At 55.5% G+C, this 24,046-nt stretch carries 17 protein-coding genes; 11 read left to right on the top strand and 6 right to left on the bottom strand.

All coding sequences use genetic code 11. The features are described from left to right. The first annotated feature begins 171 nt into the window (after positions 1 to 171). The 4 genes from deoC to deoD all read left to right on the top strand — a co-directional run bounded on the left by deoC (position 172) and on the right by deoD (position 4,455). The gene (deoC, locus tag ACJ9N4_RS08815) at positions 172 to 951 is read left to right on the top strand and encodes a deoxyribose-phosphate aldolase (RefSeq protein WP_196390787.1); all 780 of its coding nucleotides are present in this window, start codon (positions 172 to 174) and stop codon (positions 949 to 951) included. A gap of 54 nt (positions 952 to 1,005) precedes the next feature. Next, positions 1,006 to 2,328 carry a thymidine phosphorylase gene (deoA, locus tag ACJ9N4_RS08810; protein ID WP_411500403.1) on the top strand — a complete coding sequence of 441 codons (1,323 nt, stop codon included), beginning with the start codon at positions 1,006 to 1,008 and terminating at the stop codon, positions 2,326 to 2,328. Between the two features lie 52 nt (positions 2,329 to 2,380). Further along, on the top strand, positions 2,381 to 3,604 hold the full coding sequence (gene deoB, locus ACJ9N4_RS08805) for a phosphopentomutase (protein WP_182273658.1): 1,224 nt from the start codon (positions 2,381 to 2,383) through the stop codon (positions 3,602 to 3,604). Positions 3,605 to 3,735: 131 nt separating this feature from the next. Then, positions 3,736 to 4,455 carry a purine-nucleoside phosphorylase gene (gene deoD, locus ACJ9N4_RS08800; protein ID WP_182273659.1) on the top strand — a complete coding sequence of 240 codons (720 nt, stop codon included), beginning with the start codon at positions 3,736 to 3,738 and terminating at the stop codon, positions 4,453 to 4,455. Between the two features lie 95 nt (positions 4,456 to 4,550). On the opposite strand, the gene ACJ9N4_RS08795 is transcribed toward deoD, so the two are convergent. From ACJ9N4_RS08795 to ACJ9N4_RS08785, 3 genes are all read right to left on the bottom strand, one after another. Then, complete coding sequence (locus tag ACJ9N4_RS08795) at positions 4,551 to 10,427, bottom strand: autotransporter adhesin BigA (RefSeq protein ID WP_411500402.1); 5,877 nt, start codon at positions 10,425 to 10,427, stop codon at positions 4,551 to 4,553. Between the two features lie 397 nt (positions 10,428 to 10,824). Then, positions 10,825 to 11,841 (bottom strand): lipoate--protein ligase LplA, encoded by a 1,017-nt coding sequence (lplA, locus tag ACJ9N4_RS08790; protein WP_395121852.1) that lies wholly within the window; start codon positions 11,839 to 11,841, stop codon positions 10,825 to 10,827. A gap of 39 nt (positions 11,842 to 11,880) precedes the next feature. Continuing rightward, on the bottom strand, positions 11,881 to 12,525 hold the full coding sequence (locus ACJ9N4_RS08785) for a YtjB family periplasmic protein (protein WP_182273662.1): 645 nt from the start codon (positions 12,523 to 12,525) through the stop codon (positions 11,881 to 11,883). Between the two features lie 117 nt (positions 12,526 to 12,642). On the opposite strand from ACJ9N4_RS08785, the gene serB reads away from it, so the two are divergent. The 4 genes from serB (at position 12,643) to ACJ9N4_RS08765 (ending at position 17,448) form a co-directional block, all read left to right on the top strand. Next, a complete protein-coding gene (gene serB / locus ACJ9N4_RS08780; protein ID WP_182273663.1) occupies positions 12,643 to 13,611 on the top strand; it encodes a phosphoserine phosphatase in 969 nt (322 codons plus the stop codon). 11 nt (positions 13,612 to 13,622) lie between these two features. Next, positions 13,623 to 15,008 (top strand): DNA repair protein RadA, encoded by a 1,386-nt coding sequence (gene radA / locus ACJ9N4_RS08775; protein WP_182273664.1) that lies wholly within the window; start codon positions 13,623 to 13,625, stop codon positions 15,006 to 15,008. A 159-nt stretch (positions 15,009 to 15,167) separates the two neighbouring features. Further along, positions 15,168 to 16,400, top strand: a complete 1,233-nt coding sequence (nadR, locus tag ACJ9N4_RS08770; protein ID WP_182919376.1) for a multifunctional transcriptional regulator/nicotinamide-nucleotide adenylyltransferase/ribosylnicotinamide kinase NadR — start codon at positions 15,168 to 15,170, stop codon at positions 16,398 to 16,400. 151 nt (positions 16,401 to 16,551) lie between these two features. Next, complete coding sequence (locus ACJ9N4_RS08765; RefSeq protein ID WP_182273666.1) at positions 16,552 to 17,448, top strand: LysR family transcriptional regulator; 897 nt, start codon at positions 16,552 to 16,554, stop codon at positions 17,446 to 17,448. A gap of 101 nt (positions 17,449 to 17,549) precedes the next feature. On the opposite strand, the gene ettA is transcribed toward ACJ9N4_RS08765, so the two are convergent. Continuing rightward, entirely contained in the window at positions 17,550 to 19,217 is a 1,668-nt protein-coding gene (gene ettA / locus ACJ9N4_RS08760) for an energy-dependent translational throttle protein EttA (protein ID WP_182273667.1), read from the bottom strand. A 227-nt stretch (positions 19,218 to 19,444) separates the two neighbouring features. On the opposite strand from ettA, the gene sltY reads away from it, so the two are divergent. Together sltY and trpR are read left to right on the top strand one after the other, a co-directional pair. Then, entirely contained in the window at positions 19,445 to 21,382 is a 1,938-nt protein-coding gene (gene sltY, locus ACJ9N4_RS08755) for a murein transglycosylase (RefSeq protein WP_411500401.1), read from the top strand. A gap of 55 nt (positions 21,383 to 21,437) precedes the next feature. Further along, the gene (gene trpR, locus ACJ9N4_RS08750) at positions 21,438 to 21,764 is read left to right on the top strand and encodes a trp operon repressor (RefSeq protein ID WP_182273669.1); all 327 of its coding nucleotides are present in this window, start codon (positions 21,438 to 21,440) and stop codon (positions 21,762 to 21,764) included. A 56-nt stretch (positions 21,765 to 21,820) separates the two neighbouring features. On the opposite strand, the gene yjjX is transcribed toward trpR, so the two are convergent. Continuing rightward, positions 21,821 to 22,336: an inosine/xanthosine triphosphatase gene (gene yjjX, locus ACJ9N4_RS08745; protein ID WP_182273670.1), complete on the bottom strand. Its 516-nt coding sequence runs from the start codon at positions 22,334 to 22,336 to the stop codon at positions 21,821 to 21,823. Between the two features lie 50 nt (positions 22,337 to 22,386). Between yjjX and gpmB the strand changes: the two genes are divergently transcribed. Next, complete coding sequence (gene gpmB, locus ACJ9N4_RS08740) at positions 22,387 to 23,034, top strand: 2,3-diphosphoglycerate-dependent phosphoglycerate mutase GpmB (protein ID WP_182273671.1); 648 nt, start codon at positions 22,387 to 22,389, stop codon at positions 23,032 to 23,034. On the opposite strand, the gene robA is transcribed toward gpmB, so the two are convergent. Then, a complete protein-coding gene (gene robA / locus ACJ9N4_RS08735; RefSeq protein ID WP_182273672.1) occupies positions 23,031 to 23,900 on the bottom strand; it encodes an MDR efflux pump AcrAB transcriptional activator RobA in 870 nt (289 codons plus the stop codon). The two genes, gpmB and robA, sit on opposite strands and share 4 nt — an antisense overlap. Positions 23,901 to 24,046 lie beyond the last annotated feature (146 nt).

Here is a 24,046-nt window from a genome sequence, read left to right as displayed (position 1 = left end):
TTAGTCAGCAATTAGCGAACTAAAGTTTGAAGTTGATCTCATTACAGTAATGCAAATTTGTACGCAGTTTTCATTAACTGTGATGAATGTCGAAGTGTAAGTGCGGGTGAATGTTAGAATACTCACAGACCCGCAAGGTAAATTTATACGGCAATGCCGTTGGAGAATGTTATGACCGATTTAACTGCAAGCAGCCTGCGCGCGTTGAAACTGATGGACCTGACCACCCTGAACGATGACGACACCAATGAGAAAGTCATCGCCCTGTGCCATCAGGCGAAAACGCCCGTCGGTAATACCGCAGCCATCTGTATTTACCCGCGTTTTATCCCGATTGCACGTAAGACTCTGAAAGAGCAGGGCACGCCGGACGTGCGTATTGCTACCGTGACTAACTTCCCGCACGGCAACGACGATATCGACATTGCGCTGGCAGAAACCCGCGCGGCCATTGCCTACGGTGCTGATGAAGTTGACGTGGTGTTCCCGTATCGCGCACTGATCGCGGGCAACGAGAAGATTGGTTTCGACCTGGTGAAAGCCTGTAAAGACGCGTGTGCTGCGGCAAACGTGCTGCTTAAAGTCATCATCGAAACCGGTGAACTGAAAGAAGAGGCGCTGATTCGTAAAGCGTCTGAAATCTCCATCAAAGCCGGTGCGGATTTCATCAAAACGTCTACCGGTAAAGTGCCGGTTAACGCTACCCCGGAAAGCGCACGCATCATGATGGAAGTGATCCGTGATATGGGCGTGTCCAAAACCGTTGGTTTCAAACCAGCTGGTGGCGTGCGTACCGCTGAAGACGCGCAACAGTTCCTGGCGATTGCTGATGAGCTGTTCGGTGCGGACTGGGCGGACTCCCGTCACTACCGCTTTGGCGCATCCAGCCTGCTGGCAAGCCTGCTGAAGGCGCTGGGTCACGGCGACGGTAAGAGCGCAAGCAGCTACTAAGATTTGAAATGCCGGGTGGCGCGTAGCGAGCCCGGCCTACTTCGGGAGGTTACCGTGTTTCTCGCACAAGAAATTATTCGTAAAAAACGTGATGGTCATGCATTAAGCGATGAAGAAATCCGCTTCTTTATCAATGGTATTCGTGATAACACCATCTCTGAAGGGCAAATTGCTGCTCTGGCGATGACCATTTTCTTCCACGATATGTCGATGCCTGAGCGTGTATCGCTGACCATGGCGATGCGAGATTCAGGAACCGTTCTGGACTGGAAAAGCCTCGACCTCAATGGTCCGATTGTAGATAAACATTCCACCGGTGGTGTGGGTGACGTAACCTCGCTGATGCTTGGCCCAATGGTCGCGGCCTGCGGGGGTTACATTCCGATGATCTCCGGGCGTGGCCTGGGACACACTGGCGGTACGCTCGATAAACTGGAAGCCATTCCGGGCTTCGATATCTTCCCGGATGACAACCGCTTCCGCGATATTATTAAAGATGTGGGTGTGGCGATTATCGGCCAGACCAGCTCTCTTGCTCCGGCAGACAAGCGTTTCTACGCTACCCGCGATATCACCGCAACCGTTGACTCCATCCCGCTGATCACCGCCTCGATTCTGGCGAAAAAGCTGGCGGAAGGTCTGGATGCGCTGGTGATGGACGTGAAAGTGGGCAGCGGCGCGTTTATGCCAACGTATGAACTTTCTGCTGCACTGGCCGAGGCTATCGTTGGTGTTTCCAACGGTGCGGGCGTGCGTACCACTGCACTGCTGACCGATATGAACCAGGTGCTGGCTTCCAGCGCCGGTAACGCCGTTGAAGTGCGTGAAGCCGTGCAATTCCTGACCGGTGAATACCGTAACCCGCGCCTGTTCGACGTGACAATGGCACTGTGCGTGGAGATGCTTATCTCCGGCAAACTCGCCAAAGACGACGCAGACGCGCGCGTGAAACTGCAGGCGGTACTGGACAACGGTAAAGCGGCAGAGATCTTTGGCCGTATGGTTGCCGCGCAGAAAGGCCCGGCTGATTTCGTGGAAAACTACGCAAAATACCTGCCAACCGCGACGCTCAGCAAAGCCGTTTATGCTGATACCGCTGGGTTTGTTTCTGCGATGGACACCCGTGCGCTCGGCATGGCGGTGGTCTCAATGGGCGGTGGTCGTCGTCAGGCGTCGGACACCATTGATTACAGCGTCGGTTTTACCGATATGGCCCGCCTGGGTGACAGCGTCGACGGACAACGCCCACTGGCGGTGATCCACGCGAAAGATGAAAACAGCTGGCAAGAAGCGGCAAAAGCCGTGAAAGCCGCCATCCAGCTCGACAATAAAGCACCAGAAAGCACACCAACGGTCTATCGTCGTATTACCGAATAGCAGTATACTGATCTGATCACTTACTTTTGAGCACTACGTACGGAGAACAATTATGAAACGTGCATTTATTATGGTGCTGGACTCCTTCGGCATCGGCGCGACAGAAGATGCAGAACGTTTTGGTGACGTGGGTGCCGATACGATGGGTCACATCGCTGAAGCCTGTGCCAAAGGCGAAGCGGACAACGGTCGTAAAGGCCCTCTGACTCTGCCAAACCTGACGCGTATGGGTCTGGTGAAAGCGCACGAAGGTTCTACCGGTAAGATTGCAGCCGGTATGGATGCTAACGCGGAAGTGGTGGGCGCGTACGCCTGGGCGCATGAGCTCTCTTCCGGTAAAGATACCCCGTCTGGTCACTGGGAAATTGCCGGTGTGCCGGTTCTGTTTGACTGGGGCTACTTCTCCGATCACCAGAACAGCTTCCCGCAGGCGTTGCTCGACAAACTGGTTAAGCGCGCCAACCTGCCGGGTTACCTCGGTAACTGCCACTCTTCCGGTACCGTGATCCTGGATGAACTCGGTGAAGAGCACATGAAAACCGGCAAGCCGATTTTCTACACCTCTGCTGACTCCGTGTTCCAGATCGCCTGCCACGAAGAGACTTATGGCCTGGATAAACTTTACGAGCTGTGTGAAATCGCCCGTGAAGAGCTGACCGAAGGCGGCTACAACATTGGCCGTGTTATTGCGCGTCCATTTATCGGTGACAAAGCAGGTAACTTCCAGCGTACCGGTAACCGCCACGACCTGGCCGTTGAGCCTCCAGCGCCAACCGTGCTGCAAAAACTGGTCGAAGAGAAAGACGGTCACGTGGTTTCCGTGGGTAAAATTGCGGACATCTATGCCAACTGCGGTATCACTAAAAAAGTGAAAGCCACCGGCCTGGATGCGCTGTTTGATGCCACCATCAAAGAGATGAAAGACGCGGGCGATAAGACCATTGTCTTCACCAACTTCGTTGACTTCGACTCTTCCTGGGGTCACCGCCGTGACGTGGCTGGCTATGCTGCCGGTCTGGAGCTGTTCGACCGCCGTCTGCCAGAGCTGATGGAGCTGGTCGGGGAAGATGACATTCTGATCCTGACTGCTGACCACGGCTGCGACCCAACCTGGACCGGAACCGACCACACGCGTGAGCACATTCCGGTGCTGGTGTACGGCCCGAAAGTGAAACCTGGTTCGCTCGGCCACCGTGAAACCTTCGCGGATATCGGTCAGACGATTGCAAAACACTTTGGTACGTCCGACATGGATTATGGCAAGGCCATGTTCTGAGTCACATTGGGTGAGGCCTGATGCTCTCACCCAGGTCCTCTCCCACGGGAAATACGGGTGTGGCCTGATGCCCTCACCCCAACCCTCTCCCACAGGGAGAGGGAGAACACATAACGAATAAGGAACTGAAGATGGCAACTCCTCACATTAACGCAGAAATGGGTGATTTCGCTGACGTCGTCTTGATGCCGGGTGACCCGCTGCGCGCGAAGCACATTGCAGAAACTTTCCTCGAAGACGTGCGTGAAGTGAACAACGTTCGCGGCATGCTGGGCTTCACCGGTACCTACAAAGGCCGCAAAATCTCGGTAATGGGCCACGGTATGGGTATCCCGTCCTGCTCCATCTACACCAAAGAGCTGATCACTGATTTCGGCGTCAAGAAAATCATTCGCGTGGGTTCCTGCGGCGCTGTTCGTATGGACGTTAAACTGCGTGACGTGGTTATCGGTATGGGTGCCTGCACCGATTCCAAAGTGAACCGTATTCGCTTCAAGGATCACGATTTTTCCGCGATTGCTGACTTCGATATGGTGCGTAACGCGGTAGATGCGGCAAAAGCGCTGGGCGTTGATGCGCGCGTGGGCAACCTGTTCTCGGCTGACTTGTTCTATTCCCCGGACGGTGAAATGTTCGACGTAATGGAAAAGTACGGCATCCTGGGCGTGGAAATGGAAGCGGCGGGCATCTACGGTGTGGCGGCAGAGTTTGGTGCGAAAGCCCTGACCATCTGCACAGTGTCTGACCACATCCGTACGCACGAGCAGACTACGGCTGCTGAGCGCCAGACTACCTTCAACGACATGATTAAAATCGCGCTGGAATCCGTTCTGCTGGGCGATAAAGCGTAAGAAAGTTTGTGCCCGGAGGTGCTAGCTTACCGGGCCTGCATATAACCGGGGAGGCGTTTACGTCTCCCCGGTTTTGCGTTTTATCCGCCGGGTAATCAGAAGGTTTTCTTCAGGTTCAGCATAAAGCCTTTATCGCTGATGTTGTCTTCCTTCCACTGGTAAGCATCGACGCTCAGGCGGGTATCTTTGGCGCTGTATTTCACGCCGACCGTCGCCAGACCGTTGATGCCACCGCCTTTCTGACCATCATCGACGCTGAACTGCTGGCCTGCCGCGCCCTGAAGCGAGGCGGTACGCTGGCTTTTGGCGTAGCTCAGGTTCGGGCCGCCTTCCAGCGTGGCGCTGGCACCCCAGCCGTTTTTACCGGCGTAGTCCAGCTTCAGGCCAAACACGGAATCCACCGCCGTTTCGCTGCTCGCATTCATACTCAGGTTAAAGTCCCCGGCGCTGTGCTCCTGATAACCGTCTTCCAGCGTATGACGGAACTTCACTCCGGCATACGGCGTCACTTTCAGCGCATCATCCAGCAGGGAGAAGGTTTTTGCCCCTTCGCTGCGGAACTCCATGTACTGCTGACGGGCGCTGGAATCTGCGACTTTACTGACGTCGCCGTAGGAGACGGCGCGGCTGCTGTCGAGGCTGTGTACATCGTAGCGTAGGGCGTTGTTCCAGGCGAGACCGCTGTCAAACGCCATGCTGTGCTTCAGGCCGAAGAACTGGCTGTAGCCGCCGGTCAGACCGTTGTCGCCTGCACTCTGCGAACCGTTACCGTCGATGCGGGCGATGCCGTACTCCAGCGTCAGGTTCTGGTTTTCCGTTAAGTCCAGCGTCTGGCGCAGCGCCAGCATGTCGTACTGGGTGTCGTTACCCAGCTCGGCACGCGGATCGCCTTTTGCCACCGCGTTAAACGACAGACCCTCTTTCACCTGCGGCGCAGCATCGGCCAGCATGTTAAAGCGGTTGCTGAGTATGCGCGCCTCGCGGAAGGCGGTGGTGGCCTGGCTGCCGCTTACCTGCTTCAGGGCGTTGTTCAGCTCGGCGGTGGTACCCACGTTGAGGCTGGTGTACAGCTCGTTGTTGGTGTAGCCCGCATCCAGCGCTTTTGCCACGCTGTTCACGCTGGTGTCAGTGGCGACAGCGGTGTAGGCGTTTTTGGTCATGGTCACGTCAACGTTGCCGTCGGTATCGGTGCTGCCCTGCGCATTCCAGACCACGGAGGTGGACTGGATGGCGCTGGCATCGGTCAGATTACTGCCTTCGACCACGTTATCAAACGTGACGGTGGTGTCAGCGGTGCCAGCGGTAAAGCCGGTGTTAATGCCAACACCATTCATGCTGGCGTTGCTGACCTGGAGCTTACCTGCGCTGCCGTCGGTGTTAGTGCCGACCACGTAGCCCGACAGGTCGTTCATATCGGAGGAGGAAGCGGGGGTGGAAGACGACGAGCCGGATACCGTGGATGGCGTCCCCGGCAAGGTATAGTCGGTGTAATGCACCTCGCTGCTGTTGCCGTTATTGCCGTTTGTGCCTTCCACGTTAACGGTATCGCCCTGTTTGATAAGACCGGAACCGGCCACTGTCGGGTCAATTACCACCGTACCGTTGTTGACGACATGTCCCGCGCCCGCCACGCTGAAGGCGTAAGAGTTGCTGGCATGGATATTGATGGTGCCGTTGTTTTCAATCACCGCATCTGCCGTGGCGTTCGCGTCCAGCGCCATAGCGACCATGCCGGTATCGGTGGTACCTGTGGTACCCAGGTTGATGGTGCCGTTGTTCACCAGTTGGGCGTTTTTGCTGCCGTTCATCGCGATGGCATTGTTGCCGCTGATGTTCATGGTGCCGTCGTTCTGCGCCACGTAGTTATTGTGGGTGAAGTTGACGGCTTTACCGTTATCGACGTCGTAGTTAACGATACCGCCATCCTGGTTCCAGAAGAAAGCGTGACCGCTGTCGGCATTCCCGGCGCTTGCCATCATGGACTGCGCCGTAGCGTTCACCACGCCGGCGTTGATGAACGTGCCTACGCCTTTCTGAACCGTGATACCGGCACCCGCTATGGCATTGGTGATCTCGATATCTCCAGCGCTGGTGTTATAGAGCACGCCATTGTAAGAGATGTTAACGTTGTTTTGCGCGTTATTAATAACCAACTTGCCGCTGTTGTTGAAGACCGCGCTACCATTGATGTCGAGCGTGCCTTTGTAGTTCCCTTCTCCCATATAGCCGAGAGTCCAGATGCCGCTGTTATTGACCACCGTCTTGCCATTCAGTTGCGCGCCACGCAGTACCTGACTACCTGAACGCGTGTTTAACGTGCCGCCGTTCGTGATGATATGTTGGGTTATCGTGCCGTCATTATTGAATGTTCCACCATTAAGGGCGACGCTATTCACCGTCCCTTCGTTGTTCACGATGCCATCGTTGAGGGTGATTTTGCCGTTAATGATGCCGGACGCGTTGTTGGTCATGGTGCCTTCATTGACGGTAACGCTGGTGTTGATAACGCCGGTGGCATCGTTGGTCAGCGTACTGCTGCTGTCGCTGAGGGTTAACTGACCGCTGCCGCTCACCGTCCCGTCATTGGTGACGTCGCCCTGAATCAGCCCACCACCGGTAAGCGTGACCGTTTCACCTGTGGCGGCGATCACCCCACCGGAATAGAGTATGCTTACATAAGGGTCTGTTGGGTTATAGGCTGCGCTGTCCTGGCAGACTCCCTGAATACAGATGGTGCCGTAGTTAAGGACGATGCCGCCCCCGGTGGACAGGAATGGCTGGCCGTAGGCGGCGTCAATATTGATGATGCCGGTGGTGTCATTGATGACTTCGCCGCCCGAGAGCGCCGCCATGCCGACCAGTTGATTCGCCTCCCCGGTATTGCCGTCGGCGGTCAGGGTGATGGTTCCCTGGTTAATCGCCGTACCGCCGTACATGGCGCTCATGCCGTAGCCCGCGTTATGCACGATGATGGTGCCGGTGTTCGTGGCGGTGGCTTTGCTGCCGTCATTGTTTTCCGAACCGGCGACCATGCCCGTGCTGGGCAGTTGAGCCGAAGAGGCTTTCCAGTATTGTTCACCGGTGATATTACCGTCGGCATCCAGTATCTGCTTAAAGCCATCAACATAGATGTCGCCCGCATTGCTTGCCGTCCCGTCGGTCACACCCATGCCGTACAGACCTGCGCCAGACACCGAGATCTCGCCCCCGGCCTGGTTGTTGATTGCGCCGTCATCAAACGCCATCATGCCGTAGGCGGTATTGTCATAGCCCGTCATTGGGTAGCCGCCGATATCACCTCCCCAAAAGGGTGTCGCGCCGCTGACCAGCGTCACGCTACCGCCCGTTGCGTTGGTTGCCGTTGACCCATTGTTTTTGGCGATCATACCCACGCCGCGCCCGTAATTCACTGCGTCAGTTTTAGCGGTTATCTCACCGCTGTTTTTGATCGCTGCGCCATTCTGCGCCTGCATCATCAACATGATGCCCTGAGAGTTGATCGCCCCCTGGTTATCGATTGTTGATCCCTGATCGTCGGCCGTCAGCAGGACGCTTGAGCTGATGACTGCGGTTTGTGGCAGCAGCTCATACGTGATATCCACCACGGAACTGTCCGAGAACACCATATCGCCGCCGTTTTTGACGGCGGCCAGGGTGAGCGGCCCTCCGATGATACTCAAAGTATCGATTTGCGAATGACCGCTCAGCGTGACGCTACTGTTACCGTCAATCTTCACACCGTAGATCGAGGCGGCTGGCGTTGCCGTTGTCGTCAGGGTTAAATCAATACCGCCGGTCAGATTGACCGTATTGCCATCGCCCTGAATATCGAGACCGACAGAGTCCAGCGATTCTGTAGACCCCATGGTGTGATCATTCATCTCAATCGTCAGTGAGCCGCTTAACGATACGTTATTGTTGTTGCCCTCAATGCGGAGGCCGGTGAGACTTTCGTCCGTTAGCTTCTTTTCGGCAAGGTTGCCCGTCAGCGTGACGTTGCCCTGAATGTTGGTGGTGGTGCTATTTCCTGCTATGTCGACACCCGTTGCGCCGCGGTACAGGCCGCTGCTGTCCTGCACGGCCGTGACGTTGATGTTGCCTTTTTGTGTCACCTTCGAACCATCGCCGCTGACCAGCGCGCCGGTGCCGTTCAGGCTGACATCGACATCACCTTTATTGGTGAAGGTGCTGTTCTTACCCGCCACAATAAACGCAATGGAGTCTTCGTCATGCACCGTGGTATGACCGGTGTTGGAGAGCGTGTTGTTCTCACCGTGGGAGAGCAACCCCCACGCGCCATTGGTGACAACCAGATCGCCCGTTTGCGTCATCCTGGCGTCGTTGCCGTCAAGGATGACGACGGCGGAGCCTGACCCGTCAACGCTGATATCGCCGGTGCTGGACAGCGTAGCACCGTCGCCGGTAATTTTGGTGCCGGTGCCGCCGCCTGAAATCGTCTGATCCCCTTCGTTGAGCACCAGCGCATTATCGCCGTCAATGAACATCGCGGTGGAGCCGGCGTCTCTGACGGTCGTCTGGCCGGTATTATTGGCAATGGCGTCGTTGCCGGTAATTTTGGTGCCGGTACCGCCGCCGCTGATCGTCTGTGCGCCATCGGTGGTCACGCGCGCATTATCGCCGTTGATGGCGATACTGGTGCCGCCATCGGAGACGGTCTGGCTCCCTTCATTGATGAGGGTCGCGTTGTTGCCGTCGAGGGTCATCGCCGTTGAGCCTGAGCCGCCGGTCGTTGAGTCCCCTTTGTTATTGATGGTGACATTGTCGCCGGTAATGGCACCGCCGGTCGCGCCATCGGTGATGGTCATGTCACCGGAGTTGACAATATTCGCGTTATCGCCATTGACGATGACGCCGGTGGAACCTTTGCCACTGGTACTCGATGTCCCGGCGTTATTGATATCGACGTCGTCGCCGTCAACAATCAGCCCGGTGCCGCCGCCGGTAACGTCGATACCGCCGGAGATATTAAGGCTTGAGCCGTCGCCTGAAATCAGCGCGCCGATGGCGTTATCCACGGTGGACTGCCCCGAAATAACATTGGTGGTGTCATCGCCGGTGATCACAATGCCGGTCGCGCCATCGGTGATGTGAGAGTTTCCGTTCAGGGTGTTGGTCGTTTTGTCGCCGGAGATAATGACGCCGGTTTTGCCCTGGCCGCTGACGTCCTGTCCGCGATCGAAGGCATGGGTTGCGTTATCACCCGTAATTACCGCAGTTTGAGCATCGGCGAGGATCAGGTAGCCGCGGCTGTCATACTTCCAGTAGTCGCCGTTTGCCTGCGTGCCTTCAATGATGGCGGCATTGTTGCCGTCTACATGCCAGCCGGTGATGTAGAGCGTTTTACCGTCCTGGGTGGTCATCTGCCACTGGTCGTTTTGTTTTGAGTAGCTGAAGGTAGCTGGGCCGGGATGTTCACCGTTATCCAGTTTGATATCGTCGAACGCCAGCGTATCCTTACCTTTGTCGATGGTGACGCCATTGCTGAACGTTTTCACGGTGTTATCGGTTGGCGTGTCGTCGCCACCGTCATCGTCAGGTGGTGTTACGTCGCCGCCGCCATCGTCGGGAGGCGTTACGTCGCCGCCGTCGTCGTCCGGTGGTATGACGTCGCCGCCGCCATCGTCCGGCGGTATGACGTCACCGCCGTCATCGTCCGGCGGTGCAGGGGGGGATGAGTGATGGTCAGAGCCGCCGCTGTCGTGGTTACCAATGGCGATGCCGGTAATCAACGCTGCTGCGCTGCCAGCGATCCACGCCCAGTCATGATTGGCTTCCTGTCCGACGAGGCAGGTCGCCGGAAGCTTTTCGCGTGCTGTTTCAGATAATAAAGAAATATTGGTCGGACATTTTTTCTTGTCATCATTATTATCATTATCGGCAGCCATGACCGGGTAATAATAGGTTTGCAGCGCAATAGCGATAGCAGCGGCAATTAGCTTTTTCTTTTGCATAATCGAGCCTGATTAGTACGAGGTATGAATTCTCGTAGTCATATCCTGTATATGAAATAAAATATTATTCGGTGGTCGGTTATTATACTCTCCATTATCTATGCCCTCGAATGTTGCCAGGTGTTGCCAGGTATAAAACAATTCATTAAATGAATTGTTTTATACAGTTACTGAAGGGGTGAGGGCGCTTTTGGACGGGGTGATGGGTTATTTAATTGGTTTGGTGAATATGTGTAGGGGATTTAAATTGTAAATGTATTAATTATAATTAATAACATTGCAATGAAGGGCTTAATTTATTTAGATGAATATAATTTATTTAATCGATGTTCTCATAGCGGGTTTATAACCCGCTATTTACTCACTGGTGTTTTTTCGCTGTTGGTTTCCGCGTGGTTCAACGCACTGCCCCAGCCATCCATACCGACAGTTCCCGCAACGCCTTTTCCTGCTCAGGGAAGTCGGTCAGCAATGCCTCACATGCCTGCTGCAGCCTGTCCGCTCTGTACAAACAGCCTTGCAAACGTACTGCCAGCGCTTCTAATGGTGCCGGATTCAGGCTGTCGGTAAAGACCTGCGTGCGGGTGATATATCCTTTTTCAACGTCGAAGTGCAGTTCGACGCCGCCCCAGCTAAAGCGCTCATCCAACTGATGGGAGAAGGCGGGGGCCTGACCGAAGTTCCACTCCCAGCTGCTCTGGCGAGCAAAGGTTTCCGCGAAGTTGGGGAGATCCGGGGTCTTGTCGGGGGAAATCACTTCCGCTTCCACGCGCTCGCCGTAATGATCAAAGAATGCTTCGCGGATCGCTTCGCAGATTTGGGCGTGCGTAACCCCCGGCAAGAGTTCGACCAGGTTCGCCACGCGGCCACGTACGGAGGTTATACCTTTCGCCTGCAGCTTTTTTTTATCCGGATTGAGGTAGTTTGCCAGACGGCTCAAATCGGCATTCAGCAGCAGGGTACCGTGGTGGAACCCTCGATCTATCGTTTCCCGATAGGCTGAACCGGAAACCTTTCGATCTCCCCCGGTGGTTTTCACGACCAGATCGTTACGCCCGGAGGCCTCCGCCGTGGCACCAAGAGTACTCAGCGCGCTAAGCACAATTGCGGTCGAGACGGTTTTATCGTATTCCGGCTTGCCGGCCATAAAGGTAAAGCAGGTATTGCCGAGATCGTGAAACACCGCACCGCCGCCGCTACTGCGGCGCGCAAGCCGGACATTGTCTGCTTCCATGCGTCGCGTGTTGCACTCTTTCCACGGATTTTGTGCACGCCCAATGACCACCGTATCGGCGTTGCGCCACAGGAACAGTACGCGTTGAGTGGCGGGCATCTGGCGGAAGATGCACTCTTCCACCGCGAGGTTAAACCAGGGATCGTAAGAGTCAGAGATAAGCAGGCGTAACGTCGTCATGGCAAAGTTCCTTTTCTGAATCGCCAGCCTACTTTATCACTAATCTTTCTTCTCGCTCTCTTCCTCTTCGGGAATCGATGAGCTTGCGGTCAGCAGGAACGGTGATTGCTGCCAACGGCTGCGTTTACCTCGCAGCAGGGTGCGCGCCAGCACCACGCCGATGGCCAGTGAAAGCAGCAGCATCAGGCGAAGAATGTTGGTGGTGTTATCCACCTGTTTGGCTTCGGTAGGCAAGGTGTGGGTGTCGAGGGTCAGGCGCAGATACCCCAGCGGGCCATTTTTCCCCTGAATAGGTTCAACGATCTGCTGGTTGAAATAGCCCCCGGCTTTTTTGCCGTCCAGCGCCAGCCTGTCGCGCACGTCAACGTGCTCGCCAGCACGGGCTATCAGGTCACCCTGCTCGTCATACACACCGGCATCCAGAATGCGGCTGTTCTCCGTTAACAGGCGTAAGATCTGGCTTATTCGCTTATCGTCCGGTGTTTCGGTACGCATGGACGGGGCGATGTTAAACGTCACCTGACGTGCCAGCGTGCGGGCCAGCTCTTCAAACTGCGGGTTGCGTTGCCGTTGATGATTCTGGCTAAACCACGATGCCCCTTGCATCAGCACCACTAATAGTGCGAGACAGGAAAGGACAATCACGGCACGGTGAAGCCGAAATTTCAGTTTTGCGCGAGCCATATTCCACCTGCTGAAAATTTACGGCTTAATGTTGCCAGAAGTGATGGTTACAGGGTAGCCTCATGCGTTATTTTCCCCGTGGAACCAACCGCTGCGAACGAAATTACAGGAGCTTCAATGCCGAACATTACCTGGTGTGACCTGCCAACGGATGTCTCTTTATGGCCAGGATTGCCACTCTCTTTAAGTGGCGATGAGGTGATGCCTCTGGATTACCACGCCGGTCGTAGCGGCTGGCTGCTGTACGGACGCGGCCTGGATAAGCAACGCCTTACCCAATATCAAACCACGCTGGGTGCTGCGATGGTGATTGTCGCCGCCTGGTGTGTGGAAGATTTCCAGGTTATCCGCCTGGCGGGTTCTCTGACGCAGCGCGCGACGCGTCTGGCGCATGACGCCGGGCTGGATGTTGCGCCGCTCGGTAAAATTCCGCACCTGAAAACGCCGGGGCTGCTGGTGATGGACATGGACTCGACGGCTATTCAGATCGAGTGCATTGACGAGCTCGCGAAGCTGGCGGGCAGCGGCGAGCTGGTGGCTGAAGTCACGGAACGTGCCATGCGTGGCGAACTGGATTTCACTGCCAGCCTGAAACAGCGCGTCGCGACCCTGAAAGGGGCTGATGCCAACATTTTGCGTCAGGTGCGTGATGAGCTGCCGCTGATGCCAGGGCTGACACAGCTGGTGCTGAAGCTGGAAACACTTGGCTGGAAAGTGGCTATTGCTTCCGGCGGGTTCACTTTCTTCGCTGATTACCTGCGCGACAAGCTGCGTCTGACCACCGTGGTGGCAAACGAGCTGGAGATTATCGACGGTAAACTGACCGGCCACGTGATTGGTGATATCGTGGATGCGCAATACAAAGCCAATACGCTGACCCGTCTGGCGGAGAAATATGAAATTCCAGTCACGCAGACCGTGGCGATTGGTGACGGGGCCAACGATCTGCCGATGATCAAGGCTGCCGGTCTTGGTATCGCCTATCATGCCAAACCAAAAGTAAATGAAAAGACGGAAATCACTATCCGTCATGCTGACCTGATGGGAGTGTTCTGCATTCTCTCCGGCAGCATTAATCAGAAATAACGAGGTAAACCGTGGCGAAAGCTCCAAAACGCGCATTTGTCTGTAACGAATGTGGTGCAGATTATCCGCGCTGGCAGGGGCAATGCAGCGCCTGCCATGCCTGGAATACCATCACCGAAGTGCGTGGTGTGGCGGCTTCGCCGGGCGTGGCCCGTAACGAACGTCTGAGTGGCTATGCGGGCAACGCAGGTGTCGCGAAAGTACAAAAACTTTCGGACATCAGCCTTGAAGAGTTGCCACGTTTTTCCACCGGGTTTAAAGAGTTTGACCGCGTGCTCGGCGGTGGTGTGGTGCCGGGCAGTGCCATTCTTATTGGCGGTAACCCGGGTGCGGGTAAATCAACCTTACTGTTGCAAACACTCTGCAAGCTCGCTGAACAGATGAAAACCCTGTACGTCACGGGTGAAGAGTCCTTGCAGCAGGTGGCGATGCGTGCGCACCGTCTTGGCCTGCCGACCAGCAACCTGAATATGCTCTCGGAAACCAGCATCGAGCAGATCTGTATGATTGCGGAAGAAGAGCAGCCGAAGCTGATGGTCATTGACTCCATCCAGGTGATGCACATGGCGGACATTCAGTCCTCACCGGGCAGTGTGGCGCAGGTGCGTGAAACGGCCGCCTACCTGACGCGCTTTGCCAAAACGCGCGGCGTGGCGATTGTGATGGTTGGCCACGTGACCAAAGATGGCTCGCTGGCGGGGCCAAAAGTGCTCGAACACTGTATCGACTGCTCCGTGATGCTCGATGGCGATGCGGATTCCCGCTTCCGCACCCTGCGCAGCCACAAAAACCGTTTCGGCGCGGTAAACGAATTAGGCGTATTTGCCATGACCGAGCAGGGGTTGCGCGAGGTCAGCAACCCGTCGGCCATCTTCCTGAGCCGTGGCGATGAAGTAACCTCTGGCAGCTCGGTAATGGTGCTGTGGGAAGGAACGCGTCCGCTGCTGGTCGAAATTCAGGCGCTGGTGGATGTCTCGATGATGGGTAACCCACGGCGCGTGGCGGTCGGTCTGGAACAGAACCGCCTGGCGATCCTGCTGGCTGTGCTGCACCGTCATGGCGGCCTGCAGATGGCGGATCAGGACGTTTTCGTCAACGTGGTCGGCGGGGTTAAAGTCTCTGAAACCAGTGCTGACCTGGCGTTGCTGTTGGCGATGGTCTCCAGCCTGCGCGACAGGCCATTACCGCAGGATCTGGTGGTCTTTGGCGAAGTGGGTCTGGCCGGCGAGATCCGCCCGGTGCCAAGCGGCCAGGAGCGTATTTCCGAAGCGGCAAAACACGGTTTCCGTCGTGCGATTGTCCCTGCGGCCAATGTGCCGAAAAAAATCCCGGAAGGGATGCAGGTTTATGGCGTAAAAAAACTCGCAGATGCATTAAGTGTCTTTGACGACTTATAATTATACCCGTCATACTTCAAGTTGCATGTGCGTTGGCTGCGTTCGCTTACCCCGGTCACTTACTTTAGTAAGCTCCCGGGATGCGCTTACTTGCCGCCTTCCTGCAACTCGAATTATTTAGGGTATATGTATTCGATGTTGCAGGAGGCACCGTAATTTATGTCATCATTTGACTATCTCAAGACCGCAATCCGCCAGAATGGCTGCACGTTGCAGCAGGTGGCGGATGCCAGCGGCATGACCAAAGGCTACCTGAGCCAACTGCTGAACGCTAAAATCAAAAGCCCCAGCGCGCAAAAGCTGGAAGCGTTGCACCGCTTTCTGGGGCTTGAATTCCCGCGTATACAAAAGAACATTGGCGTGGTGTTCGGCAAGTTCTATCCGCTGCATACCGGACACATCTACCTGATCCAGCGCGCCTGTAGCCAGGTCGACGAGCTGCACATCATTATGGGTTACGACGAAACCCGTGACCGTCAGCTGTTTGAAGACAGCGCCATGTCGCAGCAGCCGACGGTGCCCGATCGCCTGCGCTGGCTGCTCCAGACGTTTAAGTATCAGAAAAACATTCGTATTCATGCTTTTAACGAAGAGGGCATGGAGCCGTATCCGCACGGCTGGGATGTGTGGAGCAACGGCGTTAAAGCGTTTATGGAAGAGAAGGGCATTGCCCCGAACTGGATCTACACCTCTGAAGAGTCCGATGCGCCGCAGTTCCGCAAACATCTGGGTACTGAAACTGTGCTGATCGACCCTAAGCGGACCTTTATGAACATCAGCGGGGCACAGATCCGCGAAAACCCGTTCCGCTACTGGGATTACATCCCGACAGAAGTGAAGCCGTTCTTTGTGCGTACGGTGGCGATCCTCGGTGGTGAGTCGAGCGGTAAATCAACGCTGGTCAACAAGCTGGCGAACATCTTCAACACCACCAGCGCATGGGAATACGGGCGTGATTATGTTTTCTCCCATCTGGGCGGTGATGAGATGGCGTTGCAGTATTCCGATTACGATAAAATCGCGCTCGGCCATGCTCAATACATTGATTTTGCGGTGAAATATGCCAATAAAGTGGCATTCATTGATACCGATTTCGTCACTACCCAGGCATTTTGTAAAAAGTACGAAGGGCGAGAACACCCGTTTGTGCAGGTGCTGATTGATGAATACCGCTTTGACCTGGTGATCCTGCTGGAGAATAACACCCCGTGGGTGGCGGATGGTATGCGCAGCCTCGGCAGCTCGGTGGACCGAAAAGAGTTCCAGACCATGCTGGTGGGGATGCTTCACGAAAACAACGTGGAGTTTGTGCACGTAGAAGAGCCAGATTACGACACCCGTTTCCTGCGCTGCGTCGAGCTGGTGAAGGAGATGATGGGGGAGCAGAAGTAAGCCCTGACGCCGGCCCTCTTCCCAAAGGGGAGAGGGCGCATACACGTCATTACCCGACCATCACTTTCCCCCGAACCCACCCCACAGTCCCGTTCATCTGCGTGATAATATGAACAATCAGGAATGAAGTGTTCGCACGGGATGAACAATCATGTTTAAACAGCTCCAGGATATGGCATTGTTCGCACTGGTCGCCGAGATGGGTAGCTTCACTGCTGCAGCACAGAGGGCCGGGCTACCGAAATCCAGCGTCAGCCTGCGGATCAGTCAGCTTGAGCAGCAGGTGGGGATCCGGCTGCTTAACCGCACCACGCGCAGGCTCAACCTGACTTTTGCGGGTGAGCACTATCTGGTGCATTGCCGCGAGATGCTGGCAGCCAGCGAGCGAGCAGAGTACGCCATACAGCGGCTGCGCGAAAACCCCAGTGGGCGGCTGCGGATCACCTGTCCGGCAGGGATCGGCGCAACGTTGCTGGCGCACATGAACGCGGAGTTCCAGCTGCACTATCCGGATGTCTCACTGGATGTTTCAATTTCCGACGACGTGCTGGATCTGGTGGAGTCTGGCTTTGATGTTGCCCTGCGCACCGGCAAACCGCAGGACTCTTCTCTGATTGGCCGAATGATTGGGCACTGCCCGCGCTATATGCTGGCCTCTGCGGACTATCTGTCCCGCCGGGAGCCGCTGACGCATCCCCGCCAGTTGGTGGAACATCGCTGTATTACCCACAAGGCCTGGTCTGAATGGTTGTTGCAAAGCGAGAGTGAGGATTACCGCTATCTGCCGGACAACATCCACATGACAGATAACCTGGTGTACGCCCGCGAGTGTGCTATTGCCGGAGCCGGGATCACGCTGTTACCCGCCTTTCTGCTGGAAGATAAAATCGAGAAGGGGGCGCTGGTTCAGGTGCTGCCGGAGTGGAATGTCGAGGGGAATGACCTGTGGCTGGTCTACCCGAGTCGTAAGCTGAACTCACCTGCACTGATGAGCTATATTGACTTTGCGATGCAGTTTGATGAGGTGAAACGGTTTTACGTGGGGTAGTGAAACTGTGCGGCCTGATGCCCTCACCCTGACCCTCTCCCTCAGCCCACAGGGAGAGGGAACAAACATAAAAAACGGCAACCGAAGTTGCCGTTATGCGTTTATTTTGCAATACGCTTGTACTTAATACGCTTCGGCTCCAGCGCATCTGCACCCAGCGTGCGTTTCTTGTACTCTTCGTATTCGGTGAAGTTACCTTCGAAGAACTCCACTTTACCTTCATCCTGGTAGTCCAGGATGTGGGTGGCGATACGGTCAAGGAACCAACGGTCGTGCGAGATAACCATTGCACAGCCCGGGAACTCCAGCAGGGCGTTTTCCAGTGCGCGCAGGGTTTCGATGTCCAGGTCGTTGGTAGGTTCATCGAGCAGCAGTACGTTACCGCCAACCTGCAGCAGTTTCGCCAGATGCAGACGACCACGCTCACCACCGGACAGCTCGCCTACGCGTTTGCCCTGGTCGGTACCTTTGAAGTTAAAGCGGCCAACGTAGGCGCGGCTTGGCATTTCGGTGTTGCCAATACGCATGATATCCAGACCGCCGGAGACTTCTTCCCACACGGTTTTGCTGTTATCCATTGCGTCACGGAACTGGTCAACGGAGGCCAGCTTCACGGTATCACCCAGGGTGATTGAGCCGCTGTCAGGCTGTTCCTGGCCAGACATCATGCGGAACAGGGTGGACTTACCCGCACCGTTCGGGCCGATGATGCCGACAATCGCGCCTTTTGGCACGGAGAAGCTCAGGTCGTCAATCAGCAGGCGGTCGCCGTAGGACTTACGCAGGTTGCTGACTTCAACCACTTTATCCCCCAGACGTGCTCCAGGTGGAATAAACAGTTCGTTGGTTTCGTTACGTTTCTGGTATTCGGTATTGTTCAGCTCTTCGAAGCGTGCCAGACGGGCTTTACCCTTAGACTGACGGCCCTTCGTGCCCTGACGAACCCACTCCAGCTCTTTCTCGATAGACTTACGACGTGCCGCTTCAGCCGAAGCTTCCTGCGCCAGACGTTGATCTTTCTGCTCCAGCCAGGAGGAGTAGTTACCTTCCCACGGAATACCTTCACCACGGTCAAGCTCCAGGATCCAGCCTGCTACGTTATCGAGGAAGTAACGGTCGTGGGTAATCGCCACTACGGTACCTTCGAAATCATGCAGGAAGCGTTCCAGCCAGGCCACGGATTCTGCATCCAGGTGGTTGGTTGGTTCGTCGAGCAGCAGCATGTCTGGTTTTTCCAGCAGCAGACGGCACAGCGCCACGCGGCGGCGTTCACCACCGGACAGGTTGGCGATTTTCGCATCCCAGTCTGGCAGACGCAGGGCATCAGCGGCGCGTTCCAACTGCACGTTCAGGTTGTGACCGTCATGCGCCTGGATAATCTCTTCAAACTTACCTTGCTGTGCGGCCAGTTTGTCGAAATCCGCATCCGGCTCCGCGTATTTGGCATACACTTCATCCAGACCTTTCAGCGCGTTAACCACTTCAGCAACCGCTTCTTCGACGGATTCACGCACGGTGTGTTCCGGGTTCAGCTGAGGTTCCTGCGGCAGGTAGCCAATCTTGATGCCTGGCTGAGGACGGGCTTCACCTTCGATGTCTGTATCGATGCCGGCCATGATGCGCAGCAGGGTAGACTTACCGGCACCGTTGAGACCCAGAACACCGATTTTCGCGCCCGGGAAGAAGCTCAGCGAGATATTTTTAAGAATATGACGTTTCGGCGGTACCACTTTGCCGACACGATGCATGGTATAAACGAATTGAGCCACGTTGGACTTCGCCTCTTTTATCGTGATGAGAATAGTTAACAGCCCCGAAGTGTAGCCTTTTTCACGACCTAATCCCAGCAAGGAACGTCGGGAGTGTTAAAACGCGCAAGAAAGGTAAAAAAGTGTCCATGACGTGGCGCGTTGCCGGATGCCTGGTTAGCATAAGTTGATTAGACTTTGACGTGGCAAGACGCTGCAATTGACGAAAAAACAATGAGGAAGAGCTTGTGGAAAAAGCCAAACAGGTGGTCTGGCGTCTGCTGGCTGCCAGCGTATGCGTAATGGCGGTAAGCCAGGCGGTGCATGCCGATTCACTGGATGAACAACGTAGTCGCTACGCCCAGATTAAACTGGCGTGGGATAACAAGCAGATGGATACCGTACAGGCGTTAATGCCGACGTTAAAAGACTATCCACTGTATCCGTATCTGGAGTATCGCCAGATTACTGACGATCTCATGAACCAACCCACCGTCACCGTGAATAATTTTATCCAGGCGAACCCAACCCTGCCACCTGCGCGTACCCTGCAGTCCCGTTTTGTGAACGAACTGGCGCGCCGTGAAGACTGGCGTGGACTGTTGGCCTTCAGCCCGGAAAAGCCGAATACAGCGGAAGCCCAGTGTAACTATTACTACGCCAAATGGGCCGCGGGGCAGCAGGAAGAAGCCTGGATCGGAGCCAAAGAGCTGTGGCTGACCGGGAAAGATCAGCCTAATGCCTGTGATTCGCTCTTTGGCGCATGGCGTGCCTCTGGCAAACAAGATCCACTGTCTTACCTTGAACGCATTCGCCTGGCGATGAAGGCCGGGAATACGCGTCTGGTCACCGCGCTGGCGGGGCAAATGCCATCGGATTATCAGGCAATTTCCACTGCGGTGATTGGGCTGGCGAACGATCCCAACTCGGTGCTGACCTTTGCGCGTAGCACGGGGGCGACTGATTTTACCCGCCAGATGGCGGCAGTCGCTTTTACCAGTGTGGCGCGTGATGATGTCGAAAACGCGCGGCTAATGATCCCACAGCTGGTGCAGGCACAGCAGCTTAATGAAGATCAAACTCAGGAGCTGCGCGACATTGTGGCGTGGCGACTGATGGGTACCGATGTGACCGATGAACAGGCTCGCTGGCGTGATGATGCCGTTATGCGTTCAAACTCCACATCGCTGGTGGAGCGTCGCGTGCGCATGGCGCTGGGTACGGGCGATCGCCGTGGGCTTAATACCTGGCTTGCACGGTTGCCAATGGAAGCCAAAGAGAAAGACGAATGGCGTTACTGGCAGGCTGATTTGCTGCTGGAGCGAGGTCGTGATGAGGAAGCCAAAGAGATCCTCCATTCTCTGATGCAGCAGCGCGGGTTTTACCCGATGGCGGCGGCACAGCGTCTGGGTGAGGAGTACACCTTCCGTATTGATAAAGCTCCGGCCAGCGCTAATCCAGCGTTAACGCAGGGGCCAGAGATGGCGCGCGTTCGCGAGCTGATGTACTGGAATATGGATAACACCGCGCGCAGTGAGTGGGCCAACCTTGTCACCAGCCGGACGATGGACGAGAAAGCGCAGTTAGCCCGCTACGCCTTTGATAACCACTGGTGGGATCTGAGCGTGCAGGCAACGATCGCAGGTAAGCTGTGGGATCATCTTGAGGAGCGTTTCCCGCTGGCTTACAAAGATCTGTTCGATCGCTATACCAGCGGCAAAGATATCCCGCAGAGCTACGCAATGGCGATTGCCCGTCAGGAGAGTGCCTGGAACCCGAAAGTGCGTTCCCCGGTGGGAGCCAGCGGCCTGATGCAGATTATGCCAGGTACGGCGACGCACACGGTGAAGATGTTTAATATCCCTGGCTACAGCAGTCCGTCACAACTGCTGGATCCGGATACCAACATCAATATCGGTACCAGCTACCTGCAGTATGTTTATCAGCAGTTTGGCAATAACCGTATCTTCTCTTCGGCGGCGTATAACGCAGGTCCTGGCCGCGTGCGCACCTGGCTTGGTAACAGCGCCGGGCGCATTGATGCCGTGGCGTTTGTTGAGAGCATTCCGTTCTCGGAAACGCGCGGCTATGTGAAGAACGTGCTGGCGTATGATGCCTACTACCGTTACTTCCTGGGGCAGAAAGATACGCTGATGAGCGATACGGAGTGGCAGAGACGTTACTGATCGGCGTGGGTTGTGTTATGCTGTACTCGCTAATGAGTACAACAGGCGGCATAACATGACCCAGCATTCCCCGTATTCCTCGGCGATGGCCGAACAACGTCATCAGGAGTGGCTTCGTTTTGTGGAGCTGCTCCGCCAGTCATATGACAAGGATCTGCATTTACCGCTTTTGCAGTTGATGCTGACGCCCGACGAGCGTGAAGCGCTGGGCACGCGTGTGCGGATCATTGAAGAGTTGCTGCGCGGCGAGATGAGCCAGCGTGAGCTGAAAAATGAGCTGGGCGCGGGTATCGCGACCATTACCCGCGGCTCAAACAGCCTGAAGTCTGCACCGGTTGAGCTGCGTCAGTGGCTGGAACAGGTTCTGTTACATAACGCCTGACGGTGCTTTTCGTCGGCCGGATAAGGTGAAGCCGTCATCCGGTGATGAACAGGCATTCAACGATAAATCGCGTTATGGAACGGACTCAGTGCCAGAATGACCGCCTGGTGATAAACGCCTGAACGCGTCAGCGCGCCCGCGGTAAAGACGCCAATTGCCCCTTCCTTACGACCAATCTCATCAATGCCGGTGTACTGTGACATCACCGGCCCGAGCGCCTCGCCCTCACGCACTTTTTCCAGAATGACTGCCGGCAGCGGTAGCGTTGCCGAACGTGCCTCACCACGCTGTTCGCGGCTCTCGATCACCACCCAGCTAAACGTCGCACCGTCGTCGATTCCCGCTTCAATCGCCACCCAGAAGTCAGCATTTGGGGAGACCGCCTTTGCATTGGCCACGCGATTTCGTGCGCCAGCGCGCGTTTCCTCGCTTCCAAACGGCTGTTCGGGAACACCACTCTCGACGCCGACGGCGTCTATATGGCAGGATCCTTCGCCGAAGATCTCTTCAAATGCCCTTAGAATTGCCTGAATTTTGGCAGGATTAGTGGTAGCAGAGACAACATGGTGCATAATTAAGCTCGATTCAAAAAAAACTCATCGCAGTATAACGGAAAAAAAGCATGTTACAGGTATACCTTGTTCGCCACGGTGAAACGCAGTGGAACGCCGAGCGACGTATTCAAGGCCAGTCAGACAGTCCTCTTACCGAAAAGGGTGTGCAGCAAGCGTGGCAGGTGGCGGAACGCGCCAGAACGCTGGGCATTACTCATGTTATTTCAAGCGATTTAGGTCGCACGCAGCAGACTGCACGCATTATCGCGGATGCCTGCGGGTGTGACGTCATGCTTGAGCCGCGCCTGCGCGAGCTGGATATGGGCGTACTGGAAAAACGCCATATTGATACGCTGACAAAAGCAGAAGAGGACTGGCGTCGCACGCTGGTGAACGGTACTGAAGATGGCCGTATTCCTGAAGGTGAATCCATGCAGGAGCTGAGCGTGCGTATGCATGCGGCACTGGCAGAATGCCTGAAGCTTCCGGCGGGGAGCCGTCCGCTGCTGGTGAGTCACGGTATCGCGCTGGGCTGCCTGGTCAGCACCATTCTGGGGTTACCGGCCTATGCTGAACGTCGTTTGCGCCTGCGCAATTGCTCGATTTCCCGTATCGATTATCAGGAAAGTCTGTGGCTGGCGTCGGGTTGGGTGGTGGAGATGGCAGGGGACATTTCGCATCTTGATGCCCCTGCACTGGATGAACTGCAGCGTTAACGGCGTATCGGGATCAAGAATTCCATACGCAGATTGATAGGGCCTTCTTCCGGTTTTGCATCTTTTGCCGGGTAGTAACGCTCAATATCCTGACCTTTACGGCGATTCAGATTCAGCATTGGCATGCAGGTTCCGTAAACGGTCAGGATAAACTCCTGCACGCCCGTCCCCAGCCCTTCATACGAGAACATCACGTATTCGCCGCCTTGCAGCACGACCGGCTTAGAACCCTGAACGTGGCCATTTGCCATCTCAGGCGTTAATGCGGTGGTGTAGAACACTTCCTGCTCGTCGTCTTTTTCCTGGCTTGGATGCGTTTCGTTGAGACCGTACAGAATCGGCGGAATGGCCGGGGCATGACTCAGGAAATCACGCCAGAACTGAACGCGCATCTGATGGCGGAACTCGGAAATCTGCTCCAGAGAACAGGAGTAACTCTGCGTTGTGCCAATCAAGTGGGTCTCAGGCAGGGTGAGTATTTCATATTTTGGCATCGCAAATTCGCCCAGGCGTAGCGGCGGACGTATACCAAATGAGCTCCAGTCTGGCGAGCGACGATACAGCGCTGGCGTCAACGAGAACTGTTTTTTAAAGGCGCGGGTGAACGTTTGCTGCGAATCGAAACGATACTGCAGGGCAATATCCAGAATCGGGCGCGCGGTCAGGCGCAATGCCACAGCAGACTTTGATAAACGACGTGCGCGAATATAGGCACCGATAGCATGACCGGTGACATCCTTGAACATCCTCTGCAGATGCCACTTGGAATAGCCTGCTTTAGCCGCCACATTATCCAGTGACAAAGGCTGGTCAAGATGACCTTCCAGCCAGGTTAACAGGTCGCGAATAATTCCAGCCTGATCCATATACTATCCTCATCCTTAAAACAGCAGGTACCTGATAACAGGTTAGCGGATAATAGCATTTTTTGATGTTTTAGCATTCAGTGTTTTTTTTGCACATAAATGCCTTTTGCCGCATATTTTGGGCAAATATATTCTAATCCTGTGAT

This window comes from Enterobacter sp. LM3, assembly GCF_046622475.1.
GTDB lineage: Bacteria > Pseudomonadota > Gammaproteobacteria > Enterobacterales > Enterobacteriaceae > Enterobacter > Enterobacter cloacae_P.
Note: the sequence above shows the minus strand (reverse complement) of the source record. Positions and strands in the feature narration are given on the sequence as shown.

Coding starts and splice junctions, on each gene's coding strand:
- trpR (WP_182273669.1), top strand. CDS start 21,438: ATGACCCAGCATTCCCCGTATTCCTCGGCGATGGCCGAACAACGTCAT.
- deoC (WP_196390787.1), top strand. CDS start 172: ATGACCGATTTAACTGCAAGCAGCCTGCGCGCGTTGAAACTGATGGAC.
- ACJ9N4_RS08795 (WP_411500402.1), bottom strand. CDS start 10,427: ATGCAAAAGAAAAAGCTAATTGCCGCTGCTATCGCTATTGCGCTGCAA.
- gpmB (WP_182273671.1), top strand. CDS start 22,387: ATGTTACAGGTATACCTTGTTCGCCACGGTGAAACGCAGTGGAACGCC.
- lplA (WP_395121852.1), bottom strand. CDS start 11,841: ATGACGACGTTACGCCTGCTTATCTCTGACTCTTACGATCCCTGGTTT.
- nadR (WP_182919376.1), top strand. CDS start 15,168: ATGTCATCATTTGACTATCTCAAGACCGCAATCCGCCAGAATGGCTGC.
- ACJ9N4_RS08785 (WP_182273662.1), bottom strand. CDS start 12,525: ATGGCTCGCGCAAAACTGAAATTTCGGCTTCACCGTGCCGTGATTGTC.
- robA (WP_182273672.1), bottom strand. CDS start 23,900: ATGGATCAGGCTGGAATTATTCGCGACCTGTTAACCTGGCTGGAAGGT.
- serB (WP_182273663.1), top strand. CDS start 12,643: ATGCCGAACATTACCTGGTGTGACCTGCCAACGGATGTCTCTTTATGG.
- deoD (WP_182273659.1), top strand. CDS start 3,736: ATGGCAACTCCTCACATTAACGCAGAAATGGGTGATTTCGCTGACGTC.
- deoB (WP_182273658.1), top strand. CDS start 2,381: ATGAAACGTGCATTTATTATGGTGCTGGACTCCTTCGGCATCGGCGCG.
- yjjX (WP_182273670.1), bottom strand. CDS start 22,336: ATGCACCATGTTGTCTCTGCTACCACTAATCCTGCCAAAATTCAGGCA.
- ACJ9N4_RS08765 (WP_182273666.1), top strand. CDS start 16,552: ATGTTTAAACAGCTCCAGGATATGGCATTGTTCGCACTGGTCGCCGAG.